At 63.4% G+C, this 24145-nt stretch carries 24 protein-coding genes and 4 tRNA genes; 12 read left to right on the top strand and 16 right to left on the bottom strand.

Annotation, left to right across the window (positions count from 1 at the left end; all coding sequences use genetic code 11):
* Positions 1-151: 151 nt before the first annotated feature.
* The 10 genes from BB934_RS21085 to BB934_RS21040 all read right to left on the bottom strand — a co-directional run bounded on the left by BB934_RS21085 (position 152) and on the right by BB934_RS21040 (position 6027).
* A complete protein-coding gene (locus tag BB934_RS21085) occupies positions 152-1441 on the bottom strand; it encodes an RNA polymerase sigma factor (protein ID WP_418294713.1) in 1290 nt (429 codons plus the stop codon).
* A gap of 37 nt (positions 1442-1478) precedes the next feature.
* Positions 1479-1901: a YciI family protein gene (locus BB934_RS21080; RefSeq protein WP_099511379.1), complete on the bottom strand. Its 423-nt coding sequence runs from the start codon at positions 1899-1901 to the stop codon at positions 1479-1481.
* Positions 1902-2086: 185 nt separating this feature from the next.
* Positions 2087-2788 (bottom strand): 50S ribosomal protein L1, encoded by a 702-nt coding sequence (gene rplA / locus BB934_RS21075; RefSeq protein WP_099511378.1) that lies wholly within the window; start codon positions 2786-2788, stop codon positions 2087-2089.
* A 10-nt stretch (positions 2789-2798) separates the two neighbouring features.
* Positions 2799-3227, bottom strand: a complete 429-nt coding sequence (gene rplK / locus BB934_RS21070) for a 50S ribosomal protein L11 (protein ID WP_099511377.1) — start codon at positions 3225-3227, stop codon at positions 2799-2801.
* A gap of 174 nt (positions 3228-3401) precedes the next feature.
* A complete protein-coding gene (gene nusG, locus BB934_RS21065; RefSeq protein WP_099511376.1) occupies positions 3402-3935 on the bottom strand; it encodes a transcription termination/antitermination protein NusG in 534 nt (177 codons plus the stop codon).
* 12 nt (positions 3936-3947) lie between these two features.
* Positions 3948-4148 carry a preprotein translocase subunit SecE gene (secE, locus tag BB934_RS21060; RefSeq protein ID WP_099511375.1) on the bottom strand — a complete coding sequence of 67 codons (201 nt, stop codon included), beginning with the start codon at positions 4146-4148 and terminating at the stop codon, positions 3948-3950.
* 161 nt (positions 4149-4309) lie between these two features.
* A tRNA-Trp gene (locus tag BB934_RS21055) sits at positions 4310-4386 on the bottom strand.
* Between the two features lie 41 nt (positions 4387-4427).
* On the bottom strand, positions 4428-5618 hold the full coding sequence (gene tuf / locus BB934_RS21050; protein WP_099511374.1) for an elongation factor Tu: 1191 nt from the start codon (positions 5616-5618) through the stop codon (positions 4428-4430).
* A 233-nt stretch (positions 5619-5851) separates the two neighbouring features.
* Positions 5852-5925 (bottom strand) — tRNA-Gly (locus tag BB934_RS21045).
* Between the two features lie 17 nt (positions 5926-5942).
* A tRNA-Tyr gene (locus BB934_RS21040) sits at positions 5943-6027 on the bottom strand.
* A gap of 191 nt (positions 6028-6218) precedes the next feature.
* On the opposite strand from BB934_RS21040, the gene BB934_RS21035 reads away from it, so the two are divergent.
* Both BB934_RS21035 and BB934_RS21030 read left to right on the top strand, forming a co-directional pair.
* Complete coding sequence (locus BB934_RS21035; protein WP_099511373.1) at positions 6219-7040, top strand: TrmH family RNA methyltransferase; 822 nt, start codon at positions 6219-6221, stop codon at positions 7038-7040.
* 235 nt (positions 7041-7275) lie between these two features.
* Entirely contained in the window at positions 7276-8994 is a 1719-nt protein-coding gene (locus BB934_RS21030) for an MFS transporter (RefSeq protein ID WP_237050037.1), read from the top strand.
* An 81-nt stretch (positions 8995-9075) separates the two neighbouring features.
* On the opposite strand, the gene BB934_RS21025 is transcribed toward BB934_RS21030, so the two are convergent.
* Positions 9076-9318: a hypothetical protein gene (locus tag BB934_RS21025; RefSeq protein WP_099511372.1), complete on the bottom strand. Its 243-nt coding sequence runs from the start codon at positions 9316-9318 to the stop codon at positions 9076-9078.
* Between the two features lie 208 nt (positions 9319-9526).
* On the opposite strand from BB934_RS21025, the gene BB934_RS21020 reads away from it, so the two are divergent.
* From BB934_RS21020 to BB934_RS21000, 5 genes are all read left to right on the top strand, one after another.
* A tRNA-Thr gene (locus BB934_RS21020) sits at positions 9527-9601 on the top strand.
* Between the two features lie 555 nt (positions 9602-10156).
* Positions 10157-10450 carry a hypothetical protein gene (locus BB934_RS21015; protein ID WP_099511371.1) on the top strand — a complete coding sequence of 98 codons (294 nt, stop codon included), beginning with the start codon at positions 10157-10159 and terminating at the stop codon, positions 10448-10450.
* A gap of 224 nt (positions 10451-10674) precedes the next feature.
* The gene (locus BB934_RS47190; RefSeq protein ID WP_157934249.1) at positions 10675-10845 is read left to right on the top strand and encodes a hypothetical protein; all 171 of its coding nucleotides are present in this window, start codon (positions 10675-10677) and stop codon (positions 10843-10845) included.
* A gap of 377 nt (positions 10846-11222) precedes the next feature.
* On the top strand, positions 11223-12020 hold the full coding sequence (locus BB934_RS21005; RefSeq protein WP_099511369.1) for a TrmH family RNA methyltransferase: 798 nt from the start codon (positions 11223-11225) through the stop codon (positions 12018-12020).
* A gap of 91 nt (positions 12021-12111) precedes the next feature.
* Positions 12112-13095, top strand: a complete 984-nt coding sequence (locus BB934_RS21000; protein ID WP_099511368.1) for an MBL fold metallo-hydrolase — start codon at positions 12112-12114, stop codon at positions 13093-13095.
* Here the strand turns inward: BB934_RS21000 and cutA are convergent.
* Positions 13092-13421, bottom strand: a complete 330-nt coding sequence (cutA, locus tag BB934_RS20995; RefSeq protein ID WP_099511367.1) for a divalent-cation tolerance protein CutA — start codon at positions 13419-13421, stop codon at positions 13092-13094. The genes BB934_RS21000 and cutA overlap by 4 nt on opposite strands.
* Before the next feature lie 49 nt (positions 13422-13470).
* Here cutA and BB934_RS20990 point away from each other — a divergent pair, with 49 nt between their 5' ends.
* Genes BB934_RS20990 through BB934_RS20980 form a run of 3 tightly spaced genes read left to right on the top strand, consistent with a single transcriptional unit; the run spans position 13471 to position 15649 of the window.
* Complete coding sequence (locus BB934_RS20990) at positions 13471-14244, top strand: NAD kinase (protein WP_099511366.1); 774 nt, start codon at positions 13471-13473, stop codon at positions 14242-14244.
* Positions 14245-14297: 53 nt separating this feature from the next.
* On the top strand, positions 14298-14777 hold the full coding sequence (locus BB934_RS20985) for a MaoC family dehydratase (RefSeq protein WP_099511365.1): 480 nt from the start codon (positions 14298-14300) through the stop codon (positions 14775-14777).
* Positions 14777-15649: an HpcH/HpaI aldolase/citrate lyase family protein gene (locus BB934_RS20980; protein ID WP_099511364.1), complete on the top strand. Its 873-nt coding sequence runs from the start codon at positions 14777-14779 to the stop codon at positions 15647-15649. Before BB934_RS20985 ends, BB934_RS20980 begins: the two co-directional genes overlap by 1 nt.
* A 273-nt stretch (positions 15650-15922) precedes the next feature.
* Here BB934_RS20980 and BB934_RS20975 read toward each other — a convergent pair whose 3' ends face one another.
* Positions 15923-16201 (bottom strand): helix-turn-helix transcriptional regulator, encoded by a 279-nt coding sequence (locus tag BB934_RS20975; protein ID WP_157934248.1) that lies wholly within the window; start codon positions 16199-16201, stop codon positions 15923-15925.
* Between the two features lie 57 nt (positions 16202-16258).
* Positions 16259-17011, bottom strand: coding sequence for a hypothetical protein (locus tag BB934_RS20970; RefSeq protein ID WP_099511362.1), 753 nt, complete (start codon positions 17009-17011; stop codon positions 16259-16261).
* Positions 17012-17284: 273 nt separating this feature from the next.
* Here BB934_RS20970 and BB934_RS20965 point away from each other — a divergent pair, with 273 nt between their 5' ends.
* Positions 17285-20077, top strand: coding sequence for an Ig-like domain-containing protein (locus BB934_RS20965; protein ID WP_099511361.1), 2793 nt, complete (start codon positions 17285-17287; stop codon positions 20075-20077).
* Between the two features lie 111 nt (positions 20078-20188).
* Here BB934_RS20965 and BB934_RS20960 read toward each other — a convergent pair whose 3' ends face one another.
* Together BB934_RS20960 and BB934_RS20955 are read right to left on the bottom strand one after the other, a co-directional pair.
* On the bottom strand, positions 20189-20797 hold the full coding sequence (locus BB934_RS20960; protein WP_099511360.1) for a flavin reductase family protein: 609 nt from the start codon (positions 20795-20797) through the stop codon (positions 20189-20191).
* 23 nt (positions 20798-20820) lie between these two features.
* The gene (locus BB934_RS20955; RefSeq protein ID WP_099511359.1) at positions 20821-21384 is read right to left on the bottom strand and encodes a nitroreductase family protein; all 564 of its coding nucleotides are present in this window, start codon (positions 21382-21384) and stop codon (positions 20821-20823) included.
* A 290-nt stretch (positions 21385-21674) separates the two neighbouring features.
* Between BB934_RS20955 and BB934_RS20950 the strand changes: the two genes are divergently transcribed.
* A complete protein-coding gene (locus BB934_RS20950) occupies positions 21675-24119 on the top strand; it encodes a glycosyltransferase family protein (protein ID WP_157934247.1) in 2445 nt (814 codons plus the stop codon).
* Positions 24120-24145 lie beyond the last annotated feature (26 nt).

Raw genomic sequence — 24145 nt, 5'->3', positions numbered from 1 at the left:
TTGTCACCGCCCCGTCTCCGGGACGGATTTGCAGCCAGAAGCCCGCGCAAAAGCGGAGCCTCGGCATATGTTGGAAACTCAACGCGTTCTATTAAGCCTTTCTGAAGCATTTGCCAAGAGGCATTTGCCGGTCCAGGCCTGCTTATTTGCGCTACATTGTTTCGATTAGACCGTCACAGGCGGAGGCCCGCCGGAGCAGAAAGGCCCTCTCGCGCTCATTGCGGTTGAGCGCTGCGGCATGCTCGAACTGAATCTTGGCTTCAGCGGAGCGGCCCGCTCGGAAAAGGAAATCCCCTCTCGCTGCCGGCAGAGGGGCGTAGTTCCTTAGATCTGCATCCCGGTCGATTTCGTCAAGGAGCGCGAGGCCGGCCTCTGGTCCGAAGGCCATGCTGTGGGCCACGGCCCGGTTGAGATCGACCACCGGTGAGGGCATGACCACCCGAAGCGCATCGTAGAGCCCCGCGATCCTTCGCCAATCGGTCTCCTCCGGCCGGTTAGCCCGCGCGTGACAGGCGGCGAGCGCGGCCTGCAGGGCATAGGGACCGTACGCCCCGCCCAGGGCCGTGGCGCGCTCCAGGGCGGAAAGGCCCCGATGGATCAGCAGCCGGTCCCACCGGGCCCGGTTCTGCTCGGTCAGGGGAATCGGCATCCCATCCGGATCGAGGCGGCCCGCCAGGCGCGACGCCTGAAGTTCCATCAGGGCGAGGAGACCGAAGACCTCCGGCTCGTCGGGAGCCAGACCCGCAAGGATGCGCCCCAGGCGCTGGGCCTCGGCGCACAGGGCCGGACGGGTCAGATCCCCGCCGGCAGTCGCCGAGTAACCCTCGTTGAAGATCAGATAGACGACCTCCAGCACCGAGGAGAGGCGGTCCCGCCGGTCCAATCCCCGTGGCACCTCGAAGGACAGGCCGGCCTTGCCGAGCACCCGCTTCGCCCGGACGATGCGCTGGGCGACGGTCGCCTCGCTGACGAGGTAGGCCCGGGCGATCTCGTCCGTCGTCAGCCCGCCGATCAGGCGCAGGGTCAGAGCCACCCGTGCATCGGGAGACAGGACCGGGTGACAGGCGGCGAAGATCAGGCCCAGCAACTCGTCGCCGACATCGTCGTCCATGGCCGCCTCGATCGCCGCGATGCCGGCCTCGTCCTCTTTCGAAAGGTCGCGGCCGATCTCGGCGTGCTTGCGCGCGCGCATCCTGTCGCGCCTCAGTCGGTCGATGGCCCGGCGCTTGGCCGCAGCGTTCAGCCAGGCGCCGGGATTGGCCGGAACCCCGGTTCTCGGCCAATCCGACAGGGCCGTGACGAAGGCATCCTGCGCCAGCTCCTCGGCCAGGCCCACGTCGCGCACCATCCGCGCCAGGCGGGCGATGAGCCCTGCCCGCTCGATCCGGAAGATCGCCTCGATCGCTCGGAGAGGCTCGGTTGCCGTCACAGTCTCGCTCAAGAGGGCGTCGGACGCCCGGGCACGCGAAAGGCGAGGCTCATTGGCCCGAGGTCCTCTCGCGACGCTGCTTTTCCCGCTCGGCGATTTCCGGTGTCACGACATCGCCGAAATCCGCCATCTCGTAAAACGGGCGGATCTCGATCTCGCTCGGGCCGAACATCGGGTTGGGACAGCGCTTCACCCACTCGACCGCCTCGTCCATGTCCTTGACCTCCCAGAGCCAGAAGCCGGCAACGAGTTCGCGGGTCTCGGCGAAGGGCCCGTCTATGACGGTGCGGCTTGGGCCGTCGAAGGCGACCCGCTTGCCCTGCGACGACGGCTTGAGTCCGTCCGCAGTCAGGAGAATGCCGGCCTTGATCAGTTCGTCGTTAAACCGGCCCATGGCCTCGAAAAGCTCGGTCGTGGGCATGACGCCCGCTTCGCTGTCCTCGGTCGCCTTCACCAACACCATCACGCGCATCGTCTCATCTCCTTGTGATCCAGGGAGGCCGCATGGGCTCTCCTGTTCCTACGACGAACGGACATCGGCCGGATCGACATCCCGTCGAAACTTTTTTTGCACCAGGACGGTCAGAAATGGGACTCGGAAAAGAAAAAGCCCGGCACGAAGGCCGGGCTTTCTCGATTGTCTGGAAACGGGCTTCGTTAGCCGCCGATCACCGAGGAGGGATCGACCTTCACACCCGGGCCCATCGTCGAGGAGATCGCGACGCGCTGGATGTAGGTGCCCTTGGCGCCGGTGGGCTTCGCCTTGGCGACCGCATCGGCGAACGCCTTGATGTTCTCCACCAGCTTGCCCTCGTCGAAGGAGGCCTTGCCGATGCCGGCATGGACGATGCCGGCCTTCTCGACGCGGAACTCGACTGCGCCGCCCTTGGCAGCCTCGACCGCGCCCTTCACGTCCATGGTGACCGTTCCGACCTTCGGGTTCGGCATCAGGCCGCGCGGGCCGAGTACCTTACCGAGACGGCCGACGAGCGGCATCAGGTCCGGGGTGGCGATGCAGCGGTCGAAGTCGATCGTGCCGCCGTTGACGGCCTCGAAGAGCTCCTCGGCGCCGACGATGTCGGCACCGGCAGCCTTGGCCTCGTCGGCCTTGGCGCCGCGGGCGAATACGGCAACGCGCACCGTACGGCCGGAGCCGTTCGGCAGGTTGCAGACGCCGCGGACCATCTGGTCGGCGTGGCGGGGATCGACGCCGAGGTTCATGGAGACCTCGATGGTCTCGTCGAACTTCGCCTTGGCGCGTTCCTTGATCAGCTTCACCGCGTCCTGGATCGGGTAGAGCTTGGTGACTTCTATGCCCTCGCGGGCGGCGCGGACGCGCTTACCTTCTTTAACAGCCATCATGCCCTCCTTACGCCACTTCCATGCCCATCGAGCGCGCGGAGCCCTCGATCATGGCCATGGCGGATTCAACGGTGTCGCAGTTGAGATCGACCATCTTCTTCTCGGCGATCTCGCGGATCTGGTCGCGGGTCACGCGGCCGACATTGCCGCCCTTGCCGGGGGTCTGCGAACCCTTGTCGATCTTCGCGGCCTTCTTGAGCCAGTACGAGACCGGGGGCTGCTTCATCTCGAAGGTGAAGGAACGATCCTGATACGCGGTGATGATCACCGGGATCGGGGTGCCCTTCTCCATCTGCGCGGTCTTCGCGTTGAAGGCCTTGCAGAATTCCATGATATTCAGGCCGCGCTGACCGAGCGCCGGACCGATCGGCGGCGACGGGTTGGCTGCGCCTGCGGGCACTTGAAGCTTAACGTAGCCCGAGATTTTCTTTGCCATAGGACTGCTCCCAATGGACCACCCGCCCGGCGCCAACCGAGCGGCATGGCAGTTGCAGATCGCGGTGCGGCCTGAAGCTCCCGGTTGGCGACCGGGCAGACCTCCCGCGGATGAAAGCTCCCCTGTCGGGGAACCTGGGAAGTGTCACCATACAGGTGCCACTTCCCGAGACGATCAGACCTTCTCGACCTGAGCGTATTCGAGTTCGACCGGCGTGGCGCGGCCGAAGATGGACACCGCCACCTTGAGGCGGGCCCGGGCGTGGTCGACTTCCTCGACGACGCCGTTGAACGATGCGAAGGGCCCGTCGGAGACGCGGACCTGCTCGCCGACCTCGAAGCTGACGGAGGGCTTCGGATGGTCGACACCCTCGGCCACCTGCCCCTTGATCCGCTCGGCCTCGCGATCCGGGATCGGAACCGGCTTGGACTTGTCGGCGCCCAGGAAGCCCGTCACCTTCGGCGTATTCTTGATGAGGTGGTAAACCTCGTCGGTCAGGTCGCACTTCACCAGGACGTAGCCCGGGAAGAACTTGCGCTCGGTGTCGACCTTGCGGCCGCGGCGCACCTCGACGACCTTCTCGGTCGGCACCATGACCTCGTCGAACTTGTCCTCAAGGCCGCGCTGTGCCGCCTGATCCTTGATCGACTGGGCGACCTTGTTCTCGAAGTTCGAATAGGCGTGGACGATATACCAACGCTTCGTCATTGCATCCGCCCCTTAACCGCCAAGCCCGAGAAGGACCGAGCGGACGCCCCAGCCGATCACCTGGTCTACGACCAGGAAGAAGAGGCTCGCCACCACGACCATCACGAACACCATAGCGGTCGTGATCATGGTCTCTTTGCGCGTCGGCCATGTCACCTTCGCGGCTTCCGAGCGGACCTGCTGTATGAAATCGAACGGGTTCGTCTTCGCCATTTTCCTGCGCCCGCGCCACCGCAAGAGCGGCTGCGAACGTCCTCTAGGGCACGCTTGAGCCCAAATTGAAGGGGCGCGAGGCTGCTTTTTCAAGCCTCGCGCCACCTAATAAACCATCTGCGGGGCGCTCTCTAACGCAAAACGCCCGCTTTGTCGACCGCTGGCAGGAGTGGAGGGACTCGAACCCCCAACCCCCGGTTTTGGAGACCGGTGCTCTAGCCGATTGAGCTACACTCCTCCGGCGGTCAACAGGTGGCGGCGGACCGCCACCTGGATCGATCAGTCGATGACGGCGGCGACGACGCCGGCGCCGACGGTGCGGCCGCCTTCACGGATGGCGAAGCGCAGCTTCTCCTCCATGGCGATCGGCGCAATCAGCGTCACTTCCATCGTGATGTTGTCGCCCGGCATCACCATCTCGGTGCCCTCGGGCAGCGTCACCACGCCCGTCACGTCCGTCGTGCGGAAGTAGAACTGCGGACGGTAGTTGCCGAAGAACGGCGTATGACGACCGCCCTCTTCCTTCGTCAGGATGTACGCCTCGGCCTTGAACTTCGTGTGCGGCTTGATCGAGCCCGGCTTGCACAGCACCTGGCCGCGCTCCACGTCCTCGCGCTTCGTGCCGCGCAGCAGCACGCCCACGTTGTCGCCCGCCTGGCCCTGGTCGAGCAGCTTGCGGAACATCTCCACGCCCGTCACCGTCGTCTTCTGCGTGTCGCGAAGACCCACGATCTCCACTTCCTCGCCGACCTTCACGATGCCGCGCTCGACGCGGCCCGTCACCACCGTGCCGCGGCCCGAGATCGAGAACACGTCCTCGATCGGCATCAGGAACGGCTGGTCAACCGGACGCTCCGGCTGCGGGATGTAGCGGTCGACCTCGGCCATCAGCTCGAGCACGCGCTCACGGCCGATCTCCGGCGAACGGTCCTCCAGAGCGCACAGGGCCGAGCCCTTCACGATCGGGATGTCGTCGCCCGGGAAGTCGTACTTCGACAGAAGCTCGCGCACCTCGAGCTCGACCAGGTCGAGCAGCTCGGCGTCGTCGACCATGTCGACCTTGTTCATGAACACCACCAGCGCCGGAACGCCGACCTGGCGCGCCAGAAGGATGTGCTCGCGCGTCTGCGGCATCGGCCCGTCGGCGGAGGACACCACCAGGATCGCGCCGTCCATCTGCGCCGCACCCGTGATCATGTTCTTCACGTAGTCGGCGTGACCGGGGCAGTCCACGTGGGCATAGTGCCGGTTCTTGGTCTCGTACTCGACATGCGCCGTCGAGATCGTGATCCCGCGCGCCTTCTCCTCCGGAGCCTTGTCGATCTGGTCGTACGCCGTAAACGTCGCCCCGCCCGACTCCGCCAGAACCTTCGTGATCGCCGCCGTCAGAGACGTCTTGCCATGGTCAACATGGCCAATCGTCCCAATGTTGCAGTGCGGCTTATTCCGCTCAAACTTTTCCTTCGCCATCGATCTCTACCTTCACAGAGGCCAGGAACAAAAAACCCAGGGGCGTCCGATATTGCGGTTAGGCTCTTTGTGCAAGAGCCAATTTCGACATTGCAGAACGGAATGCCTCGGACCCCTCCCCGCGGGCCATGCCGGGAAACGGTTCGGCGAACACCTCGTCACCGGGACCTTTCGGCCTGTATAAAGGCATTGAGGGCCGAAATTACAAGCTAAGCTGAAAGCGTCGAAGATGGTGGAGCGGGTGAAGGGAATCGAACCCTCGTATTCAGCTTGGAAGGCTGCTGCTCTACCATTGAGCTACACCCGCATGCCCATCTGATTGGGTGGTGGGGGAAGTAGGACTCGAACCTACGAAGGCATAGCCAGCGGATTTACAGTCCGCCCCCTTTGCCGCTCGGGACATTCCCCCTTAGAACCCAACCCGAACGCAAAACGCCGAGGCCGTTCTGCGGACCGCCTGCCGCGAGGCCGGCGTTCCGTGGCGCTCTTATGGTGAGGCGGATGACCGGTGTCAACCTCAAAGCGTTATGAAATGGATGGGTCGTGAACGGGCCGGCTCTGTGCTATTGCCCGTTCCGTTTCAACCGAGATCCAACCGCTATGAGCGATCGCCCTTTCCCGTCCCGCAAGCCGAAATTCCAGCGTCCTCACGGGAAATCCGGCCGCCGCGATCCATACGCCCGGCGCCCGAACTTCGAGATCGACACCACGATCCTGTACGGCTGGCACCCGGTCGCCGAAGCATTACGGAACGGAAAGCGAACGATTCGCCGGATCCTGGCGACGGAGAACTCCGCCCGACGTCTGAGCGAGGAGCTGGGCACCCTGCCTATCGAACCTGAGATCGTCCGGCCGGACGAGATCAACCGGCTTCTCGAGCCCGATGCGGTCCACCAGGGGCTCTACGCCGAGGCCGATCCCCTGCCCTCGCCCTCAGTCGACACCCTGAGCGGCACCCGCGTGGTTCTGGCTCTCGACCAGATCACCGACCCGCACAATGTGGGCGCCATCGTCCGCACGGCTGCGGCCTTCGATGTGGAGGCCATCATCACGACGGCCCGGCACAGCCCGGCGGCGACAGGCGTCCTGGCGAAATCCGCCTCCGGAGGCCTCGAGCACGTGCCTTTCATGATCGTGCGCAATCTCGGCGACGCGCTCACGGCCCTGGGAGAGCGCGGCTTCCAGCGAATCGGCCTCGATTCCACCGGCGAGACGAATCTGGACGAGGTGCCGATCACCCTGCCCGTCGTCCTGGTGCTGGGATCGGAGGGCAAGGGCCTGCGCCAGAGGACCCGTGATTGCTGCGACGTGATCGGCCGGCTCGACATGCCCGGGGCCATCAAGAGCCTGAACGTTTCCAATGCCGCCGCGATCAGCCTTTATGCTGTGGTTAAGGGCGCTGCCAGGACAACTGCGAAGTAGCGTGAATGCGACTCCAACCAATTGATTTTTCTAGGTTTTTGCCTAAAATCTACCTCTTCTTAGACTGAAGTCGCAAATACCAATTGTGAATTGTGGAAAGAAAGGCCGGAGTTAGCCTCCCGTTCGATGGAATTCTTGACTGCCCTGCGCAGTCACGATGCCTCAGCCCAAAGTCGGCCAAGCTGGCTTTCGGGCTCAGAACCCGGATCACCGGGCATGAATGGAAGGGAACCTTATGGCAACAGCAGCAACAACGCCTCATTCGGCCGCCGCGGCGCGGCCGATGACGCGGGAGGAGAAGAAGGTCATCCTGGCCTCTTCGCTCGGTACCGTCTTCGAATGGTACGATTTCTATCTTTACGGCTCTCTCGCCACGATCATCGGCGCGCAGTTCTTCTCCGCGTTCGACGTGACGACCCGCAACGTCTTCGCGCTCCTGGCCTTCGCGGCCGGCTTCCTGGTGCGCCCCTTCGGCGCCATCTTCTTCGGCCGCATCGGCGATCTCGTCGGCCGGAAATACACCTTCCTCGTCACGATCCTGATCATGGGTTTCTCGACCTTCCTGGTCGGCCTTCTGCCGAGCTACGCTCAGATCGGCTGGGTCGCACCGGTGGTCCTGATCGCGCTCCGCATGCTCCAGGGCCTCGCGCTCGGCGGCGAGTACGGCGGTGCAGCGGTCTACGTGGCCGAGCACGCTCCCGTGGGTCGTCGCGGCTTCTACACCAGCTTCATCCAGATCACGGCGACCGTCGGCCTGCTGCTCTCCCTCGTCGTCATCCTCGTGCTCCGCACCTGGATGGGCGAACAGGGCTTCCAGACCGGTGAAGGCTGGCCGATCGCCGGCTGGCGCATTCCGTTCCTTCTCTCGGTAGTCCTGCTCGCCATCTCGGTCTGGATTCGTCTCCAGATGCACGAATCCCCGGCCTTCAAGAAGATGAAGGACGAGGGCACGCAGTCGAAGGCGCCGCTGAAGGAAGCTTTCGGCCAATGGAGCAACCTCAAGATGGTGCTCATCGCCCTGATCGGTCTTGCCATCGGTCAGGCCGTGGTGTGGTACACGGGCCAGTTCTACGCCCTGTTCTTCATCCAGAGCATCCTGAAGGTCGACCTGCTCACCTCAAACGTGCTGATTGCCTGGTCGCTGATCATCGGTACCGGCGGCTTCGTCTTCTTCGGCGCGCTGTCGGACAAGATCGGCCGCAAGCCGGTGATCCTCGGCGGCTGTCTGATCGCAGCCATCACCTACTTCCCGCTCTTCGGCGCCCTCACGAGCGTGGTCAGCCCGCGCCTCAACCAGGCTCTTGAGACGGCGAAGGTTCAGGTCGTGGCCGATCCGGCCACCTGTGGCTCGGTGTTCGACCCGGTGGGTATTCGTACCTTCACCGCGCCTTGCGATATCGCTCGCGTGTCGCTCGCCCGTTCAGCGGTCAAGTATGAACTCGTTCCCGCTGCCCCCGGCACCGCCCCGAAGGTGACCTTCAACGGCAAGGAAGTCCCGATCGCTGCGGCGATCCCGGCCAACATCACGGCGTTCACGAATGCTGCGGCGGAAGCGGGTTATCCGAAGGCAGGCGATCCGACCATCCTGAAGGTCGGCGGCTTCTTCGACGCCCTCGGCAACGCTCAGGCCCTCAAGGCCATCGGCATCCTGACGATCCTCGTGATCTACGTCACGATGGTCTACGGCCCGATCGCGGCGGCTCTGGTGGAGTTCTTCCCCACCCGCATCCGCTACACCGCGATGTCCCTGCCCTACCACATCGCCAACGGCTGGTTCGGTGGACTCCTGCCTCCGACGGCCTTCGCGATGGTGGCAGCCACCGGCGACATCTACTACGGCCTCTGGTACCCGATCGTGATCGCCCTGGTGACCTTCGTGGTCGGCCTTCTCTTCGTGCCGGAGACCAAGGACCGGGATATCCTGACCTTCGACGGGCTCGACGCCAGGCGCTAAGCCTCTCGGGTCCATACCCAACAAAGGAAAGCCCCGCCGCGAGGCGGGGCTTTTCATTTTCCACTCTGCGTAAACTTGCGCTCAGTAGCAGGTCGTGACGCGACGGACGATCCAGCCCTCGCCTTCCACGAAAAGACGCTTCCGAGAGACATTGCAGTATGGATCGCCCGCGACATTCATCCCGATCGAGGACGTGGTCTCGACATCCTTCGCCGCGACAGGAGTTGTCGCCTCCTTGACCGGCTTGGCCGCTTCGCCGTGGCCGGGATGAGCTGCGACGGCGCTCTCCGAAGCCAGGCCGCAGGCCACGGCAACAGCCAGCACAGCGAGAACCTTAAAACTTCCGCCAAACGCAGATTTTCTTGCCTTATACGAAGCCCCTGAGGCCTTCATCACACCAACTCCTCGATCAGTCGACGTAACAATTCCAGATTCGAGAGTTGGTTTCGGTGTGCTGGAACACTTAATATTTCCATTTGTACGGAACTTGCGTCCCGCTTCGCAGACTGCTACCTGACCACGCGTAGCGTCAGCCGGTGTAGCACAGCGGTAGTGCAGCGGTTTTGTAAACCGAAGGTCGGGAGTTCGATCCTCTCCACCGGCACCATTCCCCACCATTTGTGGATTGGCCCGCAAGGCGGAACGCATCCGAGGCGCACGTTCCCTTCAGAAACGACATGCACGGCGCGGCCGCCGTCTTTCCGAACAGCCTGTGAGGTTTCCGGCACTTCAAAGAGAGCGGAATGGCTTCGGGCGGCAGGACGATCCCTACGGAGCGACCATAGCCGCAACGACGATCGTCGCCGCGTAAGCCGACAAGGTCAGGAAGGGCGCGAGCACGCTGGCGGCGACGACGAGGCCGAGGCAGGTCTTGAGATGACGCATAGCGAGGCTCCTCCGAAATCCAGCCTCCAACCTGCTCCGAGAAAGCTAATCTGCGGTTAACCTTGGCAGCAATTTCCGGAGCAGTCGCGCTTTAACAAATGATAATGAAATAAAACTACGTTTAATCTTGGAAATAGCCAAGCTTGGGCTGTAACGAGCGAATACTCATGAAGTATTAATCGCAGAATTCGGGATTGCGAACCCTCAGGCCTCATGCCCTCATGCTTCCCCCACGGCCCAGGCTGGCCATGCGAGCTTCTAACAACAGGGGAATGGCATGGAATATAAGCTCAAGTCCCAGACGGACCTTGTCGCGGATACTTTCCCGGCGGTACCGACTTCAGACATTGAAGCAAAGCTGCACTATCTTCTCAACGCTCTGGAATGCATGGACAAAAGGACTGCGATTGAGCTGGAGCGGCTGGATGGCAGCGGCGCCGAGGAGGATCTCAAGGACTTCGTGAAGCAGGACATTCTATCCCGCTCCCAAGAGCTGAGACTCCCTCTTCAGGAAGCCGCAGAGGAACTGCGCTTGCGGTATCGCGCCTCTTTTCCAGGCGAAGGCGGCTGAACTCTGCCGGTCGAATCAATCGGCCCGATTTTCCTCAACGCTTTGACCAATGCAGCACCTCAACCGGAGGACGTCTCGGCTGGGGTATTTCTGTGGAATCAGCGTGCGTTTCCCTTCGCTCCCCTCCCCCACCAAAGGTGCCATCCGCCGAGGTAGCCCACCTGCCCAAGACGCTTTCCTGCCGATGAAGCATACGCTCCGCCTCAGGGGTCATGGAGGCGCATATGGACATCGTGCTGCTGAACATCATGGGCTCGGCCGCCTTGGCTTCCGCCATCATCGCGGGGATCATGTCACAGCGGCTTTCGCGGGAAATCGCGGGATTGGCCACCATCAGGTCCGATCCGCTGCCAGACGGGCGCAGACGGTCACGCCTTACGGCTTGGTGGCGATAGGCGCCTCTGCCCGATAGAGGTTTCGGAACCCCTCGGCATTTTCAGTGCACCTGTTCCTCGCCCCGGTTCTCGTGCGTAGCCCGATCGATTGCTTTCTGCTCGCTCTGTGTCAGCCTGCGGGGACGCGCGCTGAAAACGGCCATGAAAATGCCGATGAGCAAAGGCCCGCCGGAGATCACGGGGCCCAAACCCGACCTTTGGCGATATCCCAATCCAATGTCTTCTCCCTGCGGCGGACCGCACCGGCGACCTCGACTGTCCGTGACGGCCGACCGGAATGGAAAGTCGTTGTTCCCCTCGGGCTCCGCATAGGCAAAGCCGGGAACGCGCATTAGACAGGCAACTGGCAGGTGATGCCGGAACCTCGAAGGAATTCGATGCCAATTGCCGTTTCAGATCCCGACGATCCGCGGATCGAGGATTACCGCGCCATCCGCGAGCGCGATCTCGTCGGGCGCCAGCATCGTTTCGTTGCGGAAGGCGAGGTGGTTCTCCGGGTCCTGTTGCAGCAATCCCGGTTCAGGATCGAGTCGCTTCTGCTGGCGGAAGGCAGGCTGAACGGCTTGAGCGATGCATTGGCCCTGCTTCCTCCGGAGGTTCCGGTATATGTTGCGAACCGGGCGGTCATGGATGCCATCGTGGGCTTTCCGATCCACCGAGGGGTCCTCGCCGTCGCCAGGCGCGCCCCGCTGCCGCCGGCCGAGGAACTACTCTCCAGGATGCCGGGAAGCGCCCTCGTAGTCGGGCTGATCGGCTTGGCCAATCACGACAATGTCGGCGGGATCTTCCGCAATGCGGCGGCCTTTGGTGCGAGCGCGGTTCTGCTCGATCCGGAAACCTGCGACCCCCTCTATCGCAAGGCCATCCGCGTCTCCGTCGGCGGGGCGCTTGTCGTGCCCTTCACGCGGGTTCCATCAGTGGATGCCATGGTCGAAGCGCTTCAGGCGGCCTCCTTCGAGATCATCGCGCTGTCCCCCTCGGGCGAGGAGATTCTCTCACAGATCAGGCCAGCCCGGCGGACCGCCGTGCTCCTCGGAGCAGAAGGACCCGGCCTGCCGCCCGGCCTGCTCGCCCGGACCAGGACCGTGTCCATTCCCATGAGCGGCGGCTTCGATTCCCTGAATGTCGCAACCACCAGCGGGATCGTCCTGCACCACCTGTCGCAGAAGGGTTGAAAACGGGTTCACTCGCTGACTTGTGAGAATCCAGTCCCTTGTCTCCAAACGTAGCCGTTCTAGGCTCCCATTCCCATGCCTGGAGACGCTCATGACGATCACACGCCGCACCGTACTTGCCAGCACCGCTCTCGCCGCCGCGCCCATCGCCGAGCCTGCGCTCGCCCAAACCGCTTCCTCCCCCGCTCCGGTACAGGGCGCCGCGTCGCGCCAAGCCCCCGGCTTCTACCGCTACAAGGTCGGCGATATCGAAGTGACGGCCGTCAATGACGGCTCCGCGCCCCGTCCGCTCGAAGGCTTCATCCGCAATGCGGAGCTTTCCGCCGTCCAGCAGGCCGCGCGCGATGCGTTCCTGCCGCAGAACACGATCCAGAACAGCTTCACCGCGCTCGTTCTGAACAATGGCGGCCGCCTGACCCTGATCGATACGGGCAACGGCGATTCCGGCGCCCCCACGACCGGACGCTGGATGGAGAATTTCCGCGCCGCCGGCTTCGACCCGTCTCAGGTCAACACAATCGTCATCAGCCACTTCCACGGCGATCACATCAATGGCATGCGCCGCAAGGACGGCACAGCCGTCTTCCCGAACGCCGAAGTGCTGGTTCCGGCCACCGAATGGGCGTTCTGGATGGACGATGCCCGCATGAACCAGGCTCCCGAGAACATGAGAGGCGGCTTCCTCGGCGCCCGCCGCGTCTTCAGCCCCATCGCCAAGGATGTGAAGCAATATGAAATGGACAAGGAGATTGTGCCTGGGCTCACCTCGGTTGCCGCGCCGGGCCATACTCCAGGGCACACGGCGTATATGCTCTCCTCCGGCTCGGGCAAGCTGCTGATCCTGTCGGACACGGCCAATCACCCGGCCCTGTTCGTGCGCAATCCGGACTGGTCGGCCGTGTTCGACATGGATGCCGATGTCGCGCGGGCCACCCGCCGCAAGATGCTGGACCTAGCCGCCTCGGAGCGGGCGCAGGTCGCGTTCTACCATGCGCCCTTCCCGGCGACGGGCCATATCACCAAAGACGGCGACGGCTTCCGCTTCGTACCGGTGCAGTGGAGCCCGGCCGTCTAAGGCTGGCTCGCGGACGTTTCTGTCAAAATCCACTCCAGGGTGGCTGAATCCGCGCCGGTCGGCTCGATGAAGAGGATGACCGGCGTCTCGTAAGGATGCTTCTCCTTGAGCGCCTGATGCACCCGATCCTGAAGGCCCTTGCGGGTCTTCAGGATCGCCACAACCTCCTGCCCGCGCTCGATGCTGCCCTTCCAGGCATAGACCGAATGCATGCCCGGCAGCACGTTGATGCAGGCGATCAGCCTGTCCCGAACGAGCCCCTCCCCGACCGAGAGTGCGATGTCCATATCGGGAAAGGTCGTATAGACGAGAAGTGGGCGATCCATGCTATGCCTGTCCTCCGCATCCGATGGGACGCCACGAGGGTAACTGGGCATGGCCCGCCGTTTCAACAGCATCGCATTCGTCGCCAGCGCCGCGCCTGACGCCCAGGGCGCCTTGAAGATCCTGCAGGACCGCTATGCGAACGCTGTTCCCGAGCAGGCAGACGTGATCGTGGCGCTCGGCGGCGACGGCCTCATGCTGCAGAGCCTGCACCGGTTCATGGGCACGGCCAAGCCGATCTACGGCATGAACAAGGGCACGGTCGGCTTCCTGATGAACGACTACCGGGAAGAGGAATTGTTCGAACGACTGGAGGCGGCCGAACGAAGCATAGTGCATCCGCTGCTGATGGTGGCCTGGGACGTGCACGGCGTCGCCCATACCGCCCGCGCCATCAACGAAGTCGCCATGTTTCGGCAGACCTACCAGGCGGGCAAGCTGCGCGTGAGCGTCGATTCGCAGGTTCGGATCCCGGAGCTGATCGCGGATGGTATCCTGGTTTCGACCCCTGCCGGATCGACCGCCTACAACCTCTCGGTCGGCGGAACGATCCTGCCCCTCAACGCACCCCTTCTGGCCCTGACGCCGATCTCCGCCTTTCGCCCGCGCCGCTGGCGCGGAGCGCTTCTGCCGGATCATGCCAAGATCCAGATCGAGGTTCGGGAGGCGGAGAACCGTCCGGTCAGCGCGGTTGCCGACCACACCGAGTTCCGCAACGTCTCGCATGTGCATGTCTCGATGGATCGCACCGTCGATCTGGTGATGCTGCACGATCCGGGCCACAGCCTGGACGAGCGCATCCTGCGCGAGCAATTCGGCTATTGACGCCATCGAAGGCATGGGAACCAACATGCCGATCACAACGAAGAGGTTACGTCATGCACGATGAGAACAGGCACCCCAGAGGCGGCCTCTATTTCGAGGATTTCGTCGTCGGCACCACCATCCGTCACCGCCTGACCCGGACGGTGACGCAGATGGACAACATGCTGTTCTCCAACATGACCTTGAACCCGCAGCCGCTGCACATCGATGCGCATTTTTGCGCAACGGAAACGGAATGGGGCAAGCCGCTGATGAATTCCCTGTTCACCCTGGGCCTGATGATCGGCATCTCGGTCAACGACACGACGGTCGGCACCACCATCGCCAATCTCGGCATGACGGACGTGAAATTTCCCGGGCCCCTGTTCGAGGGCGACACGGTGAATGCGACGACGGAGATCGTCGCCAAGCGCGAATCCAAGTCGCGTCCCGATGCGGGCATCGTCGACTTCGTCCACCGCGCCTACAAGCAGGATGGCACCCTCATTGCCGAATGCCGCCGCCAAGCCTTCATGCGCAAGAGGAGCGTGTGATGCGCTCGCTGCTCTTCGTGCCGGGCGACAGCCCGAAGAAGCTCGAGAAGGGCCTGAGCTCGGGCGCCGATATCCTCCTCATCGATCTGGAAGACTCGGTTGCGCTCTCCGCCAAACCGGAGGCCCGGCGTGTCACGGCTGCGTTTCTGGCTGAGCAGCGCGCTACGGCGGTAAGGCCGCGCCTGTTCGTGCGCGTGAACGGCCTGACCACCGGGCTGATCGACGCGGATCTCGATGGGGTCATGAACGCAGCACCAGACGGCATCATGCTGCCCAAGGCGGTCGGCGGGGCGGACGTATCCCATCTCGGGGCAAAGCTCGCCGTCCGCGAGGCGGAATTCGGCCTCGACGACGGCGCAACCCGCATTCTCGCAATCGCGACCGAAAATGCCGCCGGCATCTTCGCCCTCGGCACCTTTGCCGGTGCAAGCCACCGGCTCACGGGGCTGACATGGGGCGGCGAGGATTTGTCGGCCGATCTCGGAGCCGAGGCGAACCGCGACGAGGCCGGAGCCTACACGGAGCCCTACCGCCTCGCGCGGTCCCTCACGCTCTTCGGCGCGACCGCAGCCGGCGTCGATGCCATCGATTCCGTCTATACCAATTTCCGCGACATGACCGGCCTCGAAGCCGAATGCCGCATGGCGCGCCGCGACGGCTTTGTTGCGAAGATGGCGATCCACCCGGCCCAGGTGCCCGTCATCAACGACGCCTTCACCCCCTCCTCCGAGGCCATCGAGCGCGCGCGTGCCGTCGTCGAGACCTTTCGGGCCAATCCGGAGGCGGGCGTCGTCGGAATCGAGGGCGAGATGGTGGACCGTCCGCACCTGCTGCGGGCCGAACGGCTTCTGCGCCGGGCCGGCCAATTCTGAGAATCCGGCTCATCAGGCGCTGCTTCACCTCTCCCCGGATCTCGGGTGTTCCCGAGATCCGTTCTTGCTGTGCAAGTCGGGAACACCCGACTTGCATGGGGAGAGGTCGAGCGCAGCGAGGGTGAGGGGGCACAGGTCTATCCGAATAAGGCGTAACCCCTCACCCGCGCCTCCGGCGCGACCTCTCCCTCAAGGAGAGGTGGGCCAGAGCCTCACTTCCACAGATTATCGCTCTGGCAAACTGCCAGTGAATTATAAGCCAGATTTTGAGCTTCAGCCCCGCTCCACGAAGCGCGACAGCAGGCTCACGAGCTGCGCCTGATGGCTTGTTCCCGTCTTCGCGAAGACGGACTTGAGGTGGTAGCGCACGGTCTCCGCGCCGATCCGATGATCGTCTGCGATCTTCCTGGTATCGAATCCCTCGAGAAGCGCCGACGATACGCGCAGCTCCGCCGGCGTGAGCCGAAAGATCTCCTGGAGGGCATTCAGCGCAAGCGAGCGGCTCTCCGTGGGATCGCTGATCAGCAGGAGGCCACGCGCTCCCTGGAACACGTCACAGACCGAGAGCGCGACCGGATAGGCTTGCAGCAGAAGCGGAAGACCTTGGGATCATTGCAGCAGGACGGATCCCGGACCAGGTTCGTGACGTGACGTCAGCGGACGGATGCTGGCGTCGATAAGGTCCTGCAGTGCCTTGTTGGTTTCGCGTTGCGGCGAACGCAGGCGCGACGCGACGATCTGCAGATGGTCGCCGAGTGCCGCCTCCGCCCGCCCGTTGAGGCGAATGACGCGGCCAAGCCAATCGACCAGGATGGCTCCGCAGGTGAAACGCTCCAGGCTGTCGACGAGCCCGTCCGCGTAGGACATGCGAACTTTTGAGGCGAGCCGCGCCGCCCGCCGCACATGCGTCAGGTCATGGCGCAGCCGGGCGAGATCGTCTTTCGAAAAAGGCTCCCGATGAGCCTTACGATGAAGGGAGAGAGCGATCTTGGCACCGCCCGTTTCCGCCAGGATCGTCCCTGCGAACGCGCCGAAGCCGACCGAAGGCAGGAAGTCGGCATAGAGAGGCAGCTGCCTCCGTTCGTCCGAGGTGACGAAGTCGGCATCGGTGACGATGTCCTTCGCCTTGCGGGCCAGGGGAATGCCTCGCCGCGAGCGGACGTCCTGAGCCTCCCATCCGCCCTCGAGAAACCGGGCGCAGAACTCCTCGACGCCCTCGGACGGGATGAAGGCGCCTAGCCGGTCCACATAGGATGAGAGCACGCCCCCGTCGGCCCCCCAGGTGGAACACGCCAGGTCGAGGGCCCGCCCCCATAATTCGGGGACGATCGCAGCCTCATAGAACGCTTCGGTCGCCGGCATTTTAGACTCACGCTGCGGCAGAGTGTATCAGTGTTGCAGAAAAGCAACCTGCCCCTGCCAACCTGCCCATTAGGAATGCAAACGTTATAAAATACCCAATTGGGTAGTGTACAACCCCGACTGTGTGGTCTTATCCGATATAACACCACAAATCGTCCTATCTCCGCGTGGTTGGAAGTGGCAGGACAAACGAAAACTCACGAATCGCCGAACCCGCCCAAGCGGTTCCTCGGCGCCACAAATCTCGCCCAAAACGGGCGATTGGGGGAATTTATGTCTCAGGCTCTACTCGACGCGTTTAATGCCGCCACCACTTGGCAAGAGGCCCTGGCTGCCATCAAGAACGAAGACTATGCAGCCCTCCTGCTTGAGAATGGTCATCGCGCCAAACTCAACGACCTTCCCGACGATCAGGGACGGGAGCAGGCCATCGGTCTGGGCGTAATCGAGATCAAGACCCTTTTCGGCGACTTCACCACTGTGGATCAGATCAAGGCTGCGGTGCAAAAACAGATCGAGGTCGAGCACGCAAAGTTCCAGATTATCCAGGCCGTCATGAACGCTGGCAGCGTCAGCGAGATGAGGGCAGCGCTCGAAATTATCGATACCCTGAACGATCACCGACAGGCTCTTATCGCAGAATGGTCCGCGAGTTCCGATCCTGAGGCCCAAGCTCGCGCCGATGCGCTCGAGATCGAGGGTTACTCCGTCGTCCTGAAGCGGATCGCGTCCGACCTCAGTGATGGAAATTACCTCGATTTTCTGGCCGAAAAGATGATGGAAGTTCGCGAGCAGAGCGGTCCCTTCTTCGGCGTCGGCACTCTCATCACGGCTCTCGATACGGCAGATCAAGCTGTCGACGCGGAGATTCTGGCGGCATTCAACGAAGCGGATACATGGCAGGAAGCTCTGGAAGCGATCAATACATATGATTCGCTCCTGCTCGACGAGGCTCGTCTTGACAAGCTTGATGACCTGCCCGACGGCCAAGGCCGCGAGCAGGCTATCGGCCTAGGCTTGAATCAAACCAAGGTTCTGTTCGGAAACTTTCAGTCCATCGCCGACCTTAAGGAGGCTCTCGATCATCAAATCGATACAGAGCACGCCAAGTTCGAGTTCATTACAGCACTCGACGCTGCCACGACGGCGGCGGAAATGACGGACGCCATCAAGGCGACGATCGAACTCGTCAATACCCATCGGCAGGATCTGATCGCCGGTCTGTTGGCCAGCGAAGACCCGGATGCGATTGCACTTGCCGGAGTTCTTCAACAGGCTGACTACACCACCACCCTGGCAGAGATTGTAACCCATCTAGACGATGACGCTTACATGGCACAGCTCGGCGCACGGATGCTGTCGGCGCGCAACGCCCTGGAGGGCAGCCAGTTCTTCGGCGATAGCAGGATCATCCCAGCGCTCGACGAAGCCGATGGAGCTATCGATGCAGTGGTGGCCGCGTTCAATGAGGCCGATACATGGCAGGAGGCGCTGGCTGCCATCAAGGACAATGCCTCGGTTCTTCTCGACGCAGGACACGTCGACAAGCTCGATGATCTTCCCGACGATCAGGGTCGCGAGCAAGCAATCGGCCTGGGGGTGCTTGAGGTCAAGACCCTATTTGGCGATTTCGCATCGCTTGATACCATCATCCTTGAAGTGCGGTATCAGATCGACGTCGAACACGCCAAGTTCGATGCTCTTAATGCAATCAATGCGGCCACCGAGGAGAACGTGGTTGCCGCCCTGAAGGAGCACATCGGCAAACTCCATGATCATCGTCAAGAACTGATCGAGAAGTGGTCGGCTTCGACGGACCCTGACGCACAAGAGCGCGCGGAAGAACTGTCTCACGAAGATTATACGCTCGTTCTGGCTGAGATCGTATCGCACTTCGACGATGCCGCCTATATGGCCGGGCTTGCCGAGGCTATGCTGGACGCAGAGCAGTTCTTTGGCGTGGGCGCCCTCATCACTGCCCTGAGGGCCGCCGATGTCGAACTCGACTCGCCGGTAGCCGACGCTACCCAGAATGTGACCACTGACGAGGATGTTGCTATCGTCAAGGATATCGGAGCGACGGATCCGAACGGCGATACGCTCACTTATTCCGTGAAGAGCGGAGCAAGACCGCAGAAGGGCACAGTCACCTTCTCCGGCGGCAAGTTCACCTATACGCCTGCCAAGGATGTGAACGGCAGCGACACCTTTATCATCGTGATCTCGGACGGCGAGCACTCGATCGAGCAGACGGTCACGATCGCGATCAAGGCGGTGAACGATGCACCGGCCGACATCACCCTGTCGAACAGCAAGGTGCCGGAGAACGCAGTCGCTGGAACGTCGGTGGGCAGACTCACCGCCACCGATCTGGAAGGCGGCGCGATGAAGTTCGCTCTGCTCGACGATGCGGGCGGTCGCTTCAAGCTCGAGACGAAGGATGGTGTCACATCAATCGTGGTCGCGGATGGCCTCAAGCTCGATTACGAGCAGGCGACCTTCCACACAATCCGAGTTCAGGTGACGGATTCGGATAACAAGACCTATGAGGAAACCCTCACCGTCGACCTCACGGATGTCGCAAGCGAAAACGTCACCGGCACAACCGGCACGGATGTTCTCGTCGGCGGCGTCGGCAAGGACGTGTTCAACGGCGGCCTCGGCAACGACAAGCTTTCGGGCGGTCTCGGCAACGATCTGCTGACCGGCGGCAAGGGTAAGGACGTGTTCGTCTTCGACACCAAGCTCGGCACGTCGAGCACGGACCGGAAGGTGAACTTCGACACGATCAAGGACTTCTCGGTCAAGGACGACAGCCTGTATCTCGACAACGCCATCTTCAAGAAGCTGGGTTCGGGAACGGCCACCAGCCCGAAGCAGCTCAGCAAGTCGTTCTTCACCATCCGCGACAAGGCCAAGGATAAGAACGACTACATCATCTACAACGACAAGACCGGCGTGCTGTCCTACGACGCCGACGGTTCAGGCAAGGGCAAGGCGGTGGAATTCGCTCAGCTCTCGAAGAAGCTGACGACGCTGTCCTACAAGGACTTCTTCGTCATCTAACCGGTCCTGGCGACGCGCCGGACCTTCATGAACGGAAGCGGCCCGCGAGGATCCTCGCGGGCCGCTTTTTTTTATCGTCGATGCCTGGATGCTCGAGAGAGCAAGGGAGACTTATCCTCCCGGCCGGGTGATCGAGAACTTGGTTTCCGGCGTCGCCACGAAATAATCGCGGTAGCCGGCGCGGGCGATGGGCCGCATGGCGGCGGTGTCGACGAGGCCGTTCACGACGTAGCGGTCGTCGACATGGATGCCGATGACCTGCCCGATCACGAGATAATAGGACGGCTCGCCTCCCCCCAAGGGTTCGAGCGGTACGGTCTGGAGCCACTTGCATTCGAGGGCTGCCAGCGCGTCCGCCACCCGCGGCGGCTTCACCAGGCGGGAGGGAGCCGGCGTCAGGCCCGCATGCTCCATCTCGTTCACGCCACGCGGCAGAACCGCGGAGGTGGCGTTCATCTTCTCCCGCAGGTCGTAGGTGGCGAGGTTGCAGACGAATTCGCCCGTCTCCTCGATGAAGGTGAGAGCGTCCTTCTTGCCGGCGGAGGAGAACGCCACCATGGGCGGGCGCTCGGAGACGGCGTTGAAGAACGAATAGGGCGAGAGGTTCACCTCCCCCTTCGCGCTCATGGCGGTGATCCAGCCGATGGGACGGGGCGTGACGATAGCCTTGAAGGGATCGTGCGGCAGGCCGTGGGCGTTGGTCGCGGTTTCGTAGAACATGGGTTGCCTTTTGCGGCGAAGATTCAGAACCGTGTCACGATGTCGCCGAGGCTCGGCCGGTCGCGGTCGGGCGGCGTCTCCTGTGCGGTACCGATATGGACGAAGCCGGCGATCCGCTCGTCCGCCTTGAGCCCCAGGGTATCCAGCACGCGCCGGTCGAAGGAAGCCCAGCCGGAGAGCCAGGACGCGCCGTAGCCAAGGGCAGTAGCACCATTGAGCAGGTTCATGCACACGGCTCCGGCTGATAAAACTTGTTCCCAGTCCGGGATCTTCACATGGGGCACGACACGGGACACGACGGCGACCACGAGAGGGGCATGCGTGAAGCGCTGCCGCTCGGCAGCGAGCTGCTCCGCGCCGGCGTCGGGATTGTCGGTCTGGAAGGCGGTTGCGAGCACCTCGCCAAGGCGGCCGCGCGCCTCGCCCTGGATCAGGATGAAGCGCCAGGGCACGAGCTTGCCGTGGTCCGGCACCCGGGAGGCGACCTTCAGGAGGGTCTCGATCTCCGGCTCGCTCGGCCCGGGCCCGCCCAGCCAGCGCGGGGGGACGGAACGGCGCTGCAGGAGGCGGGAAAGGCTATCATTCATGGGATCTTCATCCGGCTTGAATAATGTGGAACAATGGGATCGGACGTTCACGAAGGCGTCGGGCAAGGCAGGCGGTACTCTGCCATCGTCTCGCCGTCTTGCTGCGCTTGAGGAAGCGCGGACGTCCCAAGGGCGGGCCGCTGCCACAGAAGAAACAGCAGCGGATGTATAGGGGGAGTGCGGTCAGACGCCAAGCAGGTTTCACCCAGAGTGGACCCGGCGGCATGCTTCGGCAGGTCGAGGGTGCCCTTCGGGAAGGCGTGAGTAGGCGGGGGCACCGCTAAAGAGCAATGCAGACATCCTTTTCAGGGGCCGACGGCCCATCCTCCCAGCCCCTCTGGTCGCAGCGCCAGACGCTGACGGCCTTTGCCCTCATCCTGGCGGCCTGGGCGATCGCGGTTGCCATCTGGCCCCTGACCGGGTCCGTGGTGCCCTGGGATTCCAAGAACCAGTTCTATCCCACCCTGCGCTATCTCGGCACGGCGCTTGCCAGCGGCGAGCTCCCGCTCTGGAACCCCTACCATTTCGGCGGCCACCCCTCCGCTGCGGATCCGCAATCCCTGCTGTTCACCCCCACCATGCTGCTGTTCGGCTGGCTCGTCCCCGAGCCGTCGATGCAGGCTTTCGACGTGGTCGTCTTCGCCCATTTCCTGCCCGGCGCGCTGGCCTTCATACCCCTGTTCCGCCGGCGGGGCTGGCATCCGGCGGGCGCGGTCGCCGCCGCCCTCGTCTTCATGCTCGGCGGGTCCGCTACGGCCCGGCTTCAGCACACGGGCATGATCTTCAGCTACGGCTTCTTCCCGCTCGCCTTCTGGCTGCTGGAAGAGGCCATGGACCGCCGCTCCTATCGCTACGGCGTGCTGTTCGCGCTGAGCGCCGCGATGATGGTCATCGGGCGCGATCAGGTCGCCTTCCTCTGCGCGCTGACGCTCATCGCGCTCGCAGCGCAACGGGTCTGGTGCGCACCGCGGCCCCTCGCCTATCTCAAGTCGCGCCTCGGCCTGCTGCTGTCCATGGGCCTGCTCGGCGGGGCTCTTCTGGCCGTGCCGGTCGTCCTGACGATGCAGTTCCTCGCCACCTCGACCCGGCCCTCCTTCGGCTTCGGGGTGGCGGCCATGGGGTCCCTGCCGCCGGAGAGCCTGGCGACGATCCTCTTCGGCAACGTCTTCGGCTCCCTGCGCTGGACCTACGATTACTGGGGTCCCGACTGGCACAGCCTGGCGGAGGGAACCTGGACCGACCGGGCGACGAACTACCTGTTCGTCGGCACGATCCCGGCGCTCCTTTTCCTCTGGCACGGCGTGGCCGGCGGGCGCCTCTTCGCCCGCGAGTTCCGGTTCTTCCTCGTCCTCGGCCTCGTCGCCCTGTTCTACGCCCTCGGCCGCTACACCCCGGGCTTCGAGGTGATCTTCGACCATCTCCCGGGCGTCAATCTCTACCGCAGGCCGGCGGATGCCACCTTCGTGATCAACATCGCCCTCGCCTTCGCAGCTGGCTATCTCGTCCATCGCTACGCGACCGACGGGCTGCCGAAATGGAGCCGGGCTTCGCTCGGCCCCTTGGATGCGATGCTGCCGCTCCTGGCTTTCGGCCTGCTGGTGGCAGCCGTCGCCAGCGCCCTGGTCTTCGCCATCCGGGGCGGGCATGTTTCGTCCGCTCTGACCGAGATCGGCATGGGACTCGCGGCTGCAGCCGTCGCCATCGGCGTGATCGCAAAGACGAGCGGATCGGCCCGCTGGCGTGGGGTCATGGCCCTGGTGCTGGTCACGCTCACCGGCGCGGAGCTGATCGGCCGCCATGCGGCCTCCGCGCTGAACGCGGAGCCGGCGGAGCGCTACACGGTCTACACCAAGCTGCCGCCCGAGCAGCTCCAGGGCCTGCAGATCCTCAAGCGGGAGCTTGCGGAGCGCAACGCCCGCGGCGAGTATCCGCGCGTCGAGATTCTCGGCCTCAAGGGCGCCTGGCAGAACGCGTCCATGGTGCTCGGGATCGAGGACATCATAGGCTATAACCCCCTGCGCCTCGCCGATTACGAGCGCGCGATCGGCCCCGGCGAGAACGCCGAAGACCCCAACCTGCGCCGGTTCCCGACCAGCTTCCGGGGCTATGAATGTGAGCTCGCGAGCCTTCTCGGGCTCGACTACATCGTTCTCGACCGCCCTGCCCGCCAGCTGCCGCGCCATTTCCCGCGCCTGACCGACGCCGAGGTCGTCTACGGCACTGGGCGGATGTGGATCTATCGCCTCAACACCTCCGTGCCCCGCGCCTATGTGGCGCATCACGTGACCCCGGTCGATTCCGAGGCCGTGCTCGGCCAGGACGAGGTCCCTGAGTTCAACCGCGAGACGGAAGCGCTCATCGACGATGAAAGCATGCACTCGCTCAAGGCCGCCTATGCGCCGGCCGGGGCCGACCGGAGCAAGGCCAAGGGGACGGCGCGCATCGTCGGCTACCAGCGCAACTCCGTCGCGCTCGAGGTCGAGACCAGCGAAAACGGGGTGCTCGTCCTGCACGACATCAACTATCCGGGCTGGGAAGCCTGGGTCGACGGCGAGCGGCGCCCGATCCTGCGCGCCAACCTTCTCTTCCGGGGCGTCGAAGTAGGACCGGGCAAGCACAGGGTTGAATTTCATTTCCGCCCGATGTCTTTAGAGAATCTGGTCGCCGCCGCCTCCAATCTCGTGAAGAGCGAGGACAAGCCTATTCGGACGGCCATCGCCTCCCCGCTCCAATGAGGAGCCTTTCTTTCGACCGATGATTG

The organism is Microvirga ossetica, assembly GCF_002741015.1.
In the GTDB taxonomy this organism is placed as follows: domain Bacteria; phylum Pseudomonadota; class Alphaproteobacteria; order Rhizobiales; family Beijerinckiaceae; genus Microvirga; species Microvirga ossetica.
This window is presented reverse-complemented; position numbering and strand designations above follow the sequence as displayed.